Origin of the sequence: Flagellimonas beolgyonensis (genome assembly GCF_003992615.1) — a bacterium.
In the GTDB taxonomy this organism is placed as follows: domain Bacteria; phylum Bacteroidota; class Bacteroidia; order Flavobacteriales; family Flavobacteriaceae; genus Flagellimonas; species Flagellimonas beolgyonensis.
The window spans coordinates 86,409-97,927 of record NZ_RZMY01000001.1; the positions used below are offsets into that span (position 1 = coordinate 86,409).

Sequence of the window (11,519 nt, forward strand, 5' to 3'; positions counted from 1 at the left end):
GGCTTGTTCAATTTCATCAGCACTACCCTTTCCTTTGCGTTTTCAGTTTGCTGGGTGGTATATTCGCGGCCAGCAACAAACATAAGGTTCACTCGGGCATTGCCATTTATTACATTGTTTTTATAACGTTTATGGTGTTTACCATCGCATCTGAACCGGGATGGGTGGATAATTATTATAACAAAATCTGCCTACACCCAATTTACAAATTGGGAACAATCCAAATTATCATTCTTACATATCGATTGGATAAATTTTAGAGTTTGCTAATCAAAAATCATTGCTTCCCTATTTGAAGAATACTTTTACCCCAGCCCATTGAAGGTAAAAAGAAAGTTAATGGAATTTTGACGACCAATAGAAAAATACCTTAGACAGCTGTTTAAAACACATCATAATGAACAAACAGGAAATCGTTGATCAACTTAGTGTAACTTATGGTGATTTCATAGATCTAATCAATGAATTGTGTTTGGAAAAATTAAATTTCCGTTTTAAGGAAAAATGGTCTGCAAAACAACAGCTGGAACATATAGTACTTTGTGTTGAGCCGCTGGTTAAAGTTTTTGGCATGCCGAAAACAATGCTCGAACAACACTTTGGTAAAGTGGACCGTCCAGTTTTATCCTATCAAGAACATCTAAATGTTTATCTTCAAAAATTGAAGACTGGAGGAAAAGCACCAACACAATATATTCCCCAAGAAGGAATAGTTATGCAAAAAGAAACCCTAGTGGACACCTTAAGATTATTGATTACAGAATTGAGTCAAAAAGTACAAGGGTTTGAAGAAACTGATCTAGAGACTTTAGCCATTCCACACCCATTGTTAGGTAAAATTACCTTGAAAGAAATGTTGTATAATGCCATTTATCATGTGCAATACCATAAGATGCAGGTTCTTGAACATCTAGAATTAATGTAATAGGGTTCCAAACCCAAAATGTTTGGAATCGAATTTGATAGTTTGCGGCAAAACCTACTTTCCCCTTCCTTTTATAAAAAAAGTGATGCCAAAAACCAAGAGTGCACTGCCAAGCAGCAGCACAAAACTATAGATCAACGAAAAGCTTTCAGCCAAAAAGCCTAGAATTACCGGTCCCAATAAAAAACCTGAATACCCCGTTCCCGCAATGAAGGCCACTCCTTGGGAAGAATCCACCCCTTTTACGTTGCCGCCGATCCGGAACAGTTCGGGTACCATCACCGAAAAACCTAATCCGCAAAGGGCAAAACCAACAATGGCCAAAAGTGTCAACTGGGTCAAGACCAAAGCGTAGCCCAAAATGGCGATACCCGCACCCAAGGCCACAATCTTGACCGAGCCAATCCGCGCACTGATACCATCACCCAAAAACCTACCCAAAGTCATGGTGGTGGAAAAGGCCAAAAAACCAGCACCGATCAAAAATTCAGGAGCCAATGCCACTTCCTTCAAATACAATCCGCTCCAGTCGATAATGGCACCTTCGCTGCCCATCGACACAAAACCAATAATGCCCAAAAGCAACAGCGGCTTGAACAATTTAAAACTGAAGGGTTCCTTTTCCACGGGGGCAGCCAAAATGTGGATGTAATTTTTTCTCAAGACAAAGTTCACCACCAATACCAATGCGACCACAATGACCATATGCAACGGTGGATTGCCAATCATAGGAATCAAAAAACTGCTCAACCCGACCAAAATACCGCCCAAGCTGAAAAAGCCGTGGGCCGCCGACATGAAGTTTTGTTTGTCCTCCTTTTCTATTTCTGTCACCAAAGTGTTCATGGCAATATCAGTAATGCCATTGCAGAGCCCAAATACAAACAAACTCCCCATCAATGCGTAATAGTTGGGTGCGAGCAAGGGCAGCAAGGCAGCAAAGGAATTACAGACCACCCCATACCATGTGGCCCTTCCCACTCCCAACTTGTTCACAATTTTGGAAGCAAATGGAAAAATGGTAAATACCCCTAGGGACAAACAAAACAGGGCAATGCCCAAATCCGCTTTGTTGATGTCGAGTTTTTCCTTAACCGATGGGATATAAATGGCCCACGTACCAAACCAAATATTGAGACTGGTAAATACAAAGGCAGGCGCAAAATATCTCGACTTGGACAGAATCAACAAGAGTGACTTCATAATTGGAGGTTGGTTAGGAGTTGAAAATTGGGCGGTACCTATTTTGCCTTTTGAAGAATACCTTCCTTCAATATTTGGCCAAAACGGTACATATCTTCATAGGAACAATAGAATGGAGCGGGCGCCAAACGTATTACATTGGGTTCGCGCCAGTCGGTAATTACCCCATTTTTCATCAAGTAATCGAACAATTCCCGGCCCTCGCCATGCAAGAACACGGAAAGTTGGCAACCCCTGTCCTCGGGTGTTATAATTTCAAAGGTGCTGTCGACCTCTTTATCAATTTCGTGCAGTACAAATTCCAAATAGGCCACAATGGTCTTTTGTTTGGCAATTAGCGCATCCATACCTACCTCATCGAAGAGTTCCAAAGAGGCCAGATAGGGCGCAATGGACAAAATGGGCGGATTGCTCAATTGCCAGGCATCGGCCGTAGGAATGGGATCAAATTCCGGTTTCATCAAAAATCGACTTTCCTTTTTGTTGCCCCACCAGCCTTCAAAACGGGGAATATCAGTCCTTCCCAAATGTTTTTCGTGTACAAAAATCCCAGAGGCATTTCCTGGACCACTGTTCATGTATTTGTAGCTGCACCACGCCGCAAAATCGGCACCCCAATCGTGCAGGTTCAATTTGATATTGCCCACCCCATGTGCCAAATCCCATCCTACAAAGGCGCCTACGTCTTTGCCCGCGCGGGTTATGGCCGCCATATCCATCACCTGACCGTTGTAATAATTGACACCACCGATCAAGACCAAGGCCAGCTCATCACCCAACTCATTGATCTTTTCAATAAAATCCTTGGTGTGCCAAGCATGTTCCCCTTCCCGTTTTTTGACCTCAACAATGGCTTCTTCAGGGTCAAATCCATGGAAACGGACCTGGCTCTGCAACATATACTGATCGGAAGGAAATGCTTTCTCCTCGCAAAGAATTTTGAACCGTTTTTGGGTAGGGCGATAGAAAGAGACCATCAACAGGTGCAAGTTCACAGTGAGAGTGTTCATCACCGAAATTTCTTGGGGTTTTGCGCCAACTACTTTTCCCAGTCCTTCTGCCAAGCGCTCGTGATAATCCCACCAGGGCTTGTCGGCATAAAAGTGGCCTTCCACAGCCAATTCCCGCCAGTCCTTCATTACTTCATCCACAAATTTTTGGGTGCGTTTGGGCTGCAATCCCAGGGAGTTACCCGTAAAATAAATCACATCTTTACCATTTACCTGGGGAAAATGAAATTCATCTCTGTATTTTGACAGGCTATCCTGTGCATCCAGTTGTTGGGCAAACGCTGGGGTATTTTGGAAAGTCATTAGAATGGGTTTGGGTCAAAAATACAACTTGTACAGGGAATTATTGGGCCAATCGCATTTCGATGATGTGCTTTTTAAATCCTACTTTTTCATACGCTTTGATGGCGGGCAAATTGTCACTGTACACCGTCAATCGAATCTCTTTGAATCCATTTTTCACAGACCATTGTTTTAAGGCCTCCACTACCAAGGCGTTGATGCCCCTACCGCGATAATTTTCATCGGTGTACATGAATCCCAAGTAGGCGTACCACTCATGGTCCAGATAATGACGTGCTTTTTTGGGAATGGCATAGCCCGAGGCAACAATTTTGCCATCCAATTCGGCCACAACCACATGGGCCTTGGAATCTTGGATCATTTGTCCCAGATCGTAATAGCTCACGGGATCTTCCTTTATGGTGATATCGAAGGGTCGTTCGGCTTTGATGATTTCCTGTTCAAAGGCAAGCAACACAGGTAAATCTTCCAGAGTTGCGGTACGAATGGATACAACGGGGGTAGACATAGGTTGAAATGGTTTTCGAAAAATCGAATGTACTTCTTTTCCCTATTTTTGCGAAAATTTAGCCATGCATTTCCTTTCGCCACTATTGGAAAATTATATTGCCGATCATTCAGAACCGGAACCAACCTTGTTAACCGAACTGACACGGGAAACCCATTTGAAGGTGGTACAACCCCGCATGATCACCGGACACTTTCAGGGCAGGGTATTGAGTATGTTGTCCAAATTGATACATCCGAAGTACATTTTGGAAATAGGTACCTATACCGGCTATTCGGCACTTTGCTTGGCGGAAGGACTGCAAAAGGATGGCCAACTGCATACCATTGAAGTGAACGAAGAATTGCATCAACTCCAACGGACTTATTTTGACAAGAGCGGGTTTGGTCCACAAATTTTTCAGCACACGGGCGATGCATTGGACATTGTGCCCACTTTGGACCAAATTTTTGACCTAGTGTTCATCGATGCGCAAAAAGTGAACTACGATGCCTATTTTGAGGCGGTCATCCAGAAGACCAAACCGGGCAGTGTTATTTTATCGGATAACGTATTGTGGTCTGGTAAGGTGGTGGAACCCTTACAAAAGGGGGACAAGGCTACCGAGGCCTTATTGGCTTACAATCAAAAACTCAAAAATGACCCTCGGCTGGAGACGGTGCTGTTGCCTATTCGGGATGGGCTGACGCTGAGCCGGGTGCGATAAACCGATTGTACAGCCAATAGAACATCCAGCCAGACAATAAGCCGACAATGGCCCCTACGATAATATCGATGGGGTAATGCACTCCCACATAAATACGGCTCAAGGAAAACAGGATGGGCCAAATAAAGAAAATCAGTCCCCATTTGATTCGGCTTCTCAAAAACAGAAACACCAACACAGTGATGGAAAACGAACTGGACGCATGTCCGGAGAAAAAGCTATAATCGGTTGGACTTTTCAGGATCCGAATCAAGGTATTGATCTCCTCGGTATTATTGGGCCGCAAACGCGCTACGGATATTTTGGTCCAATGGGTAATAGCGGTTATAAAAAGAGCGAGCCCAAGTAGGGTCAAAAATTTATAGAATGCCTCCTTCTTCGGGAATTTGGCAAACAGCAATATCAGAAAAAATAGAAAAAGGGGAATCCAAGTAGCGATATTGGTCACCGTGGCCCAAAACGTATCGTACGTTTCTATGCCCAAACCATTGAGATACACAAAAGTGTCGCGATCCCATTTGAGCAATTTTTCCAACATGGATCTATAGGTCTCGTTTGATGGAGCCGGTTACCTCGTCAACATTCTTCTTCACCTCGTTCAGTTCCTTTCGGATACCTTTGGTAAAGTCTGTATCGACATCGGCACTCTTTTGGATTTCGCGCTTGATATCATCCGTTGCGTCCTTGAGTTGACGCATACCTTTGCCCAGGCCTTTGGCTATTCCCGGGATCTTATCCGCACCAAACACCATCACCACAATAAATAGGATGAAAAAAATCTCCGCTCCGCTAATGAATAGAAAATGCATACAACAAATATAATCAGAACTTGGTAGCAAAATAAAAAAAGCCCCGTGAAATCACGAGGCTCTTTAACAGTGTTTTTGTTATTATTTTCCTTTGATGTTCTCTTTGAACTTATCAAAGTCAGATTTCTCTTCTTTCTTGGGCCAAGAATTGTTGGTGGTGTCGATATCGGCAGTTTCCAACTTGGGATCAACCACAATGCCAACCAATTCTTTTTCAGAGGCCACAACCCTTTTCACCTCGGCATCGTTCTTTCTCCAGATTTCGGGTGGGTAGGTCACGCTTTCGGTGGTACCATCGGCGTAAGTGTACTCCACGATCAATGGCATAGGAATGCCTCCTGGTTTGTCAAAAGTAATCTCGTAGAAGAACTTGGGTTCTTTTACTTGGTTTCTTTCGGCCTCGGTCATATTATCCATCATAAACTCCTTCAAGTTTTGAGATGTTTCCGTTGGCGATTTTCCTTTCAATTCGGGCATGAAGTCCTCGCTCTCCTCTTCGGCCAAATATACCAATGGAGGAAGATCGGCCTCGGTCAGGTTTCTGTCCGCCATGTATTTTTCCATTTCCTTGGTGGGCTTGCTGCTCACGTAGTACTTCTTCACACCTTTCACTCCGATATCCACGTAATCGGTAGTGTAGAACCAAGCTCTCCAGAACCAATCCAAATCAACAGCGGATGCATCTTCCATGGTACGGAAGAAATCCTCTGGGGTTGGGTGTTTGAACATCCATCGTTGTGCATACGTTTTGAACGCATGGTCGAACAATTCCCTGCCCATTACGGTCTCTCTCAAAATGTTCAAGGCCGTGGCTGGTTTACCATAGGCGTTTGGACCCAATTGGTATACGTTTTCAGGGTTTGACATGATCGGGGAAATGTATTTTTGATCACCGGCCATGTAAGGAACAATATCCGCTGGGTTACCTCTTCGTGAAGGGTATTTTTCGTTTGGAGCGATCACAGTTGGATTGTTTTGTCCAAAATCCTGCTCGGCCAAATACTGCATAAAGGTATCCAAACCTTCATCCATCCATCCCCATTGACGCTCATCAGAATTAACGATCATTGGGAAGAAGTTGTGTCCCACTTCATGGATGATCACACTGATCATACCATATTTGGTTCTATCGGAATAGGTTCCATCCTCGTTAGGACGACCATAGTTCCAGCAAATCATAGGATACTCCATACCTTGGTTCTTGGCATGCACGGAGATGGCCTTGTGATATGGATAATCAAAAGTATGTGAAGAATAGGTCTTCAAGGTTTGTGCCACAGCTTTGGTGGACAATTCTTCCCAAAGTGGATTACCTTCTTTTGGATATAGGGAAACAGCCATTACGTCTTTTCCTCCAATTTTGACCGCCTGCATGTCCCAAACAAACTTTCGGGAAGTAGCGAAAGCGTAATCACGTACATTGGTCGCCTTGAACTTCCATGTTTTGGTATCTGTGGAGAAGCCTTTTTCGGCAGCTTCTGCCTCTTCTTGGGTAACGATGATCACAGGTTTGTCATACGACTTGGTGGCCTGCTTGTATCGTTTCATCATTTCTTTGGAGAACACATCCTCACGGTTCTGCAACACCCCTGTTCCATCCAAAACGTGATCGGCAGGTACGGTAATACTCACATCATAATTTCCGAAAGGCAATGCAAACTCTCCACTGCCCCAGAACTGATGGTTCTGCCATCCTTCCACATCGCTGTATACAGCCATTCTAGGAAAAAACTGGGCAATTACATAGGCCCGGTTGCCATCCTTTGGGAAATATTCGTATCCAGATCGGGCACGGTTAACGGTATGATCGGGAATATTGTACCACCACTTGATGGAGAAAGATACTTTTTCCCCACTTTTCAACGGTTGTGGAATATTCACACGCATCATGGTTTGGTTGATGGTGTAGGACAACGGTTTTCCGCTGGCATCCTTCACCCAATCAATATTGAATCCACCATCAAATGGTTCACTAATAAAGGTTTCGGTAAAGTTTCCGGCCGTGTAGGCAATATTAACACCATTGCCATCGCGCAATGGGGATTTGGAATCCTTGGCCCGTACGTTTTGGTCCAATTGCACCCAAAGAAACTCTAGGTCATCTGGGGAGTTGTTATGATACGTGATGGTCTCCTCGCCGTAAATCTTGGCGTTTTTGTCATCCAATTGGATGTTCATCACATAATCGGCCTGTTGTTGGTAATAATCCGGTCCAGGTGCCCCGGAGGCCGAACGGTAGGTATTTGGAGTGGAAAACTCCTCGTACAATTGTTTGAACTTACTTTGATTGTAATGTCCTGGTTCGCGTTCTGGTTTAACGTCACCTTCCTCCTGTGCCATAACGACTGCTCCAAAAAGGAACAACACAGAAGCAATGCAATACTTGATTTTACTCATGTTCAATTTGATTTTAAAACGGTGAAAAATAAAGCATTTTAACCAAATGTTAAGAATGCGTTATAAGTTTAACATTCCTTTATTATTCTCTCTGATCAACACAAAACTTTTCTTGTGGCCTTTCCATTTTACATGGACCACATTCTGTTGCTCATCGAACATATCGGTGAGCACTTCGTTTTGCACGGTCAACTTTGTGACCTCGTCAATTTTTATGTCGGGAATCTCCAGATAACAGACTGCAACATCCTTGTCATAACGTTTACCCAAAAATTTGTAATCGACCAATTCGCCATTGATGGTCACGGCAAATTTGGCCCGAAAATATTTTTCAATGTATTCGTCCGCCAACTTGGATTCGTCTGGCGTGGCCAATTTGGCAACAATCCCGTACCGCTCCTTGAGCAGGGCATCCATATCATCGATAAATATCCGGCTGGTGATCTGAAAGGCCTGATCCTTTTCGGAATAGACCATATTGGTAACGCTCACATAGAATTTGTGTGCTGTAGTGAAGGACAAAAACAAGACCACCGCCAACGGCAACAGTATTTTTTTTGCGGTTTTCATTCCCATCATAGTATCATTAGACTTCATTTGCACTTTAATGTTACAGTTTTACCAAGTATTTTGCAATAAACTTGCCAAAGGTGTTAATCCAGATTATTGTTTTTACGGTACGCCCTGCTTTTCTCCAACATAAAATCCCAAATCTTCAACTGATCCTCCGAATCCACCAAGGTCTGGAAATTTTCGTCCACCTCGCAGAAATACATAAAATCATCGATTTTTTCAATGGGGATTTTCAAAGTGTTGGTAAAAAGGGAATCGGCATATGAATTTTGGACTTGCTGTGTTGTGGCATAGGCCTTGTCCACCTTCACCCGGTTCTTCAACATTTTGGTCCGTCCCGTTATGGCATTGATGATGGGATCTAAAGGCGGCGACAAGATCATGCCCAAATTGAATTTTCCGTAGGTCGCTGTTTGTAGCATGCGCTCGCTCTGTGTGGGAATGCGTTGGTGCGCATTGGGCAGACCCAAAGCCTCGGCGCTCACATCTTTTGCCAATTTCAACTGGCCCACATCCTGATTGAGGTCACCGGATAAATTATAGGGCCGGACCACAACCTCTTTCAGTTCGTTGACAAACTCTTGCATGGGCACCTCAATAAAATTGGAGCGATAGAGGGCATCGGTCACGGGCACTGTTTTTCTAATAAAGTTTACGGCTGAAAACACCAGGGTGTCGTTTAGTTGAATGGGGATGGAGAAATTTCCATCGAGGTCGGTGATCACGGCGTTCCGTGAGGTAATATTCTGTACCACAACGCCGACCACATCCTTATCTGGACTGGTAACACGGCCAAACAAGGTTTTCTCGCCATCTTGGGCATGGGCAAGCCCAACCAAGAAAAACAAAAGTAGCGGAACGATTCGTTTCATTATTCCAATGTTGCCCGGTATTCCTTGCTTTGGGTCACCAGAAAATCGATCAATTGGAATTCGTTCTCTTTCTTGAGCAGGGTCTGCGATGGAATTTTGTCATCACAGTAGATCAGAAAGGCATCTATCTTATCTTGTGGCAATTGCAGGTCCACCACAAAAAACTCATCATCGTACACATGGCGCAGTACTTCACTAACTTTTAAGGGTGGTCGTTCCTGTCCATCCACACTTTTCTTTTTCATGAGGGCCTTGAAAATGTTCACGAAATTGATTCCATCACGCATTCCCCTAACGGTTCGTGATTCTGCAACATTCTCTACTTCGGTTGCCCTATCGATCTCATATTCGAACGCCTTGAAATCCTCATTTTTAACTTCAAGAAACTTTTCTTGGTTTTCGGGGGTCACCACCACTTCATCCAGTTCCCGAACCTTTTCGGTGACTTCGACAACCAAACGGTTTTTTTGTAAAATTTCCTGAGTGATCTTCACCACTTCCAATTGATAGTTGACCGCGGTGAACACCAATTGGTCACCTTCCTTCACTTCAATCATGAACCGACCGTCATCATCGGTAATGGTGGCCTCTCCGGAGGTGGAATTGATCACATGCTCGTTGGCCACGTTGGAACTTCTGTACAAGACCGTTCCGCGCAGCATTTGTCGGTCGTCCTGCGCATACGACAAACCGGAAAGTAACAGGGCAAAAGCGACCAACAATAGATTTTTCATATCGAAGTGTTTAGTACAAGATAAAGAAAACCCTTGACAGGATATAAAAAAAATAAGGGGTTCTAAACTTTTGTTAATTCTATGTTGAAATATATACCCAAAGGGTATTCCATTCACCCTTGAACTTCGTATTTCGACGGGAAATCTCCATAAATTTCAACCAGAAGTTTAGCTTTGTTGTTTACGTTTGGCAATCCTCAAATAACAAACACCGTGAAAACGCATCTCATCGCATTGGCATTGGCCATGCTCACCATTGGCAGCCTAAGGGGCCAAGTTAAAATTGGTGACAATCCCCAAAATTTGAACCAAGCCTCCATTCTGGAACTGGAAAGCAGTACCAAAGCCCTTGTAATCACTAGGGTAAACGATATTCAAATGAACAACATAGTGCCACTTAGGGGTGCACTGGTCTACAATACCGACCACGATTGCATCCATTATTACGATGGCACCAGATGGGTAAACATTTGCGAGGAATTCGACAATACCTTTACTGTGAGCACACGGGCCGATTACTTGCGGCCACTGAACCCCAATGCCCGGGACAGTACGGTTGTGGTGACTCCGACTACCAACCCTGATGGAAGTCTTAACTACAACTTTGAGGTGAACCAGATTACCGGGGCAAACATCGTTTCTTCCTCCATCAATGGGGATTCCAAATTACAGAACGGGTCGGTGACCAACATCAAAATCCAGAATGCCACGATTGCACCCAACAAATTTGAAGATGGAAATACTGTGGGCGACTTGTTCCGCTGGAACGGCACCCAATGGACCTTGGCCAACGAGTCGGACATTTTGATCACCGAAAAAGACAGTATTGTGGGAAATGAAGTGGTCGGACCTACCGATGCAACACTCATTTTGAATGGAAATGGTGATGATGCCGTACCTTATACGCTCGATGTGGCCGATGGTGGTATTGGCAATGCAGAATTAGCGGCAGATGCGGTGACCAGTGACAAAATACAGGATGGACAAGTAAATACGCAGGATTTGGCCAATGATGCGGTAATCACCACCAAGATTTTGGATGGCAGCGTTATTAATTCAAAATTGGCTGACAACTCTGTCAACACCATTAATTTAATCGATGATAGTGTCAACGCCACAAAAATTGCAGCGGACGTGGCAGGCACCGGACTTGTGCAGAACGGAGCAACCGGAGCACTTGAGGTAGATGTCACTCAATTCACTGGTGATGGATCCCTTACCTCAACCGATAATACCATAACGATTTCAGGAACACCAACAAATGCCTTGTTTGAAGATGTGAACATTGATGTTGCTGACAATGCCATAACGAACGCTAAGATGGCGGATAACTCGGTTGGGACAACTGAAATTATTGACAACGCGGTCACATCAGCCAAGATCCTCGATGGTGGAATTAGCGAAATTGACATTTCAGACAACGCGGTGACCACCAATAAGATCTCAGATGACAACGTGACCCTTTCCAAAATTGCCAAC

11 protein-coding genes and 1 pseudogene are annotated in these 11,519 nt (G+C 44.1%); 3 read left to right on the forward strand and 9 right to left on the reverse strand.

Features of this window, described 5'->3' with window-relative positions; all coding sequences use genetic code 11:
• Positions 1 to 397 precede the first annotated feature (397 nt).
• Positions 398 to 925: a DinB family protein gene (locus EO131_RS00465; protein ID WP_127018394.1), complete on the forward strand. Its 528-nt coding sequence runs from the start codon at positions 398 to 400 to the stop codon at positions 923 to 925.
• A 54-nt stretch (positions 926 to 979) separates the two neighbouring features.
• Here the strand turns inward: EO131_RS00465 and EO131_RS00470 are convergent, their stop codons facing one another.
• From EO131_RS00470 to EO131_RS00480, 3 genes are read right to left on the reverse strand one after another with little or no spacing between them, the layout of a single operon-like run.
• Positions 980 to 2,128 carry an MFS transporter gene (locus tag EO131_RS00470; RefSeq protein ID WP_127018395.1) on the reverse strand — a complete coding sequence of 383 codons (1,149 nt, stop codon included), beginning with the start codon at positions 2,126 to 2,128 and terminating at the stop codon, positions 980 to 982.
• A gap of 38 nt (positions 2,129 to 2,166) precedes the next feature.
• Positions 2,167 to 3,441: a kynureninase gene (gene kynU, locus EO131_RS00475; RefSeq protein WP_127018396.1), complete on the reverse strand. Its 1,275-nt coding sequence runs from the start codon at positions 3,439 to 3,441 to the stop codon at positions 2,167 to 2,169.
• A 40-nt stretch (positions 3,442 to 3,481) separates the two neighbouring features.
• Complete coding sequence (locus EO131_RS00480) at positions 3,482 to 3,949, reverse strand: GNAT family N-acetyltransferase (RefSeq protein ID WP_127018397.1); 468 nt, start codon at positions 3,947 to 3,949, stop codon at positions 3,482 to 3,484.
• Between the two features lie 64 nt (positions 3,950 to 4,013).
• Between EO131_RS00480 and EO131_RS00485 the strand changes: the two genes are divergently transcribed.
• Positions 4,014 to 4,655, forward strand: a complete 642-nt coding sequence (locus EO131_RS00485; RefSeq protein WP_127018398.1) for an O-methyltransferase — start codon at positions 4,014 to 4,016, stop codon at positions 4,653 to 4,655.
• Here EO131_RS00485 and EO131_RS00490 read toward each other — a convergent pair.
• The 6 genes from EO131_RS00490 to EO131_RS00515 form a co-directional block, all read right to left on the reverse strand.
• Positions 4,618 to 5,193 carry a phosphatase PAP2 family protein gene (locus tag EO131_RS00490; RefSeq protein WP_127018399.1) on the reverse strand — a complete coding sequence of 192 codons (576 nt, stop codon included), beginning with the start codon at positions 5,191 to 5,193 and terminating at the stop codon, positions 4,618 to 4,620. The genes EO131_RS00485 and EO131_RS00490 overlap by 38 nt on opposite strands.
• A gap of 4 nt (positions 5,194 to 5,197) precedes the next feature.
• Positions 5,198 to 5,464 (reverse strand): Sec-independent protein translocase subunit TatA/TatB, encoded by a 267-nt coding sequence (locus tag EO131_RS00495; protein WP_127018400.1) that lies wholly within the window; start codon positions 5,462 to 5,464, stop codon positions 5,198 to 5,200.
• An 81-nt stretch (positions 5,465 to 5,545) separates the two neighbouring features.
• Positions 5,546 to 7,861, reverse strand: coding sequence for a M1 family metallopeptidase (locus EO131_RS00500; protein WP_127018401.1), 2,316 nt, complete (start codon positions 7,859 to 7,861; stop codon positions 5,546 to 5,548).
• 60 nt (positions 7,862 to 7,921) lie between these two features.
• Complete coding sequence (locus EO131_RS00505; RefSeq protein ID WP_313790018.1) at positions 7,922 to 8,431, reverse strand: DUF6702 family protein; 510 nt, start codon at positions 8,429 to 8,431, stop codon at positions 7,922 to 7,924.
• A gap of 83 nt (positions 8,432 to 8,514) precedes the next feature.
• A complete protein-coding gene (locus EO131_RS00510) occupies positions 8,515 to 9,306 on the reverse strand; it encodes a hypothetical protein (RefSeq protein ID WP_127018402.1) in 792 nt (263 codons plus the stop codon).
• Entirely contained in the window at positions 9,306 to 10,040 is a 735-nt protein-coding gene (locus EO131_RS00515; RefSeq protein ID WP_127018403.1) for a carboxypeptidase-like regulatory domain-containing protein, read from the reverse strand. The genes EO131_RS00510 and EO131_RS00515 overlap by 1 nt, the downstream gene beginning before the upstream one ends.
• A gap of 213 nt (positions 10,041 to 10,253) precedes the next feature.
• Here EO131_RS00515 and EO131_RS00520 point away from each other — a divergent pair.
• A pseudogene (locus EO131_RS00520) lies at positions 10,254 to 11,519 on the forward strand (hypothetical protein); the annotation flags it as partial.

What these genes read in the sequence shown, in the direction of transcription:
- kynU (WP_127018396.1), bottom strand. Translation starts at nt 3,441, where the DNA reads ATGACTTTCCAAAATACCCCAGCGTTTGCCCAACAACTGGATGCACAG.
- EO131_RS00500 (WP_127018401.1), bottom strand. Translation starts at nt 7,861, where the DNA reads ATGAGTAAAATCAAGTATTGCATTGCTTCTGTGTTGTTCCTTTTTGGA.
- EO131_RS00485 (WP_127018398.1), top strand. Translation starts at nt 4,014, where the DNA reads ATGCATTTCCTTTCGCCACTATTGGAAAATTATATTGCCGATCATTCA.
- EO131_RS00470 (WP_127018395.1), bottom strand. Translation starts at nt 2,128, where the DNA reads ATGAAGTCACTCTTGTTGATTCTGTCCAAGTCGAGATATTTTGCGCCT.
- EO131_RS00480 (WP_127018397.1), bottom strand. Translation starts at nt 3,949, where the DNA reads ATGTCTACCCCCGTTGTATCCATTCGTACCGCAACTCTGGAAGATTTA.
- EO131_RS00495 (WP_127018400.1), bottom strand. Translation starts at nt 5,464, where the DNA reads ATGCATTTTCTATTCATTAGCGGAGCGGAGATTTTTTTCATCCTATTT.
- EO131_RS00505 (WP_313790018.1), bottom strand. Translation starts at nt 8,431, where the DNA reads ATGAAAACCGCAAAAAAAATACTGTTGCCGTTGGCGGTGGTCTTGTTT.
- EO131_RS00465 (WP_127018394.1), top strand. Translation starts at nt 398, where the DNA reads ATGAACAAACAGGAAATCGTTGATCAACTTAGTGTAACTTATGGTGAT.
- EO131_RS00510 (WP_127018402.1), bottom strand. Translation starts at nt 9,306, where the DNA reads ATGAAACGAATCGTTCCGCTACTTTTGTTTTTCTTGGTTGGGCTTGCC.
- EO131_RS00515 (WP_127018403.1), bottom strand. Translation starts at nt 10,040, where the DNA reads ATGAAAAATCTATTGTTGGTCGCTTTTGCCCTGTTACTTTCCGGTTTG.
- EO131_RS00490 (WP_127018399.1), bottom strand. Translation starts at nt 5,193, where the DNA reads ATGTTGGAAAAATTGCTCAAATGGGATCGCGACACTTTTGTGTATCTC.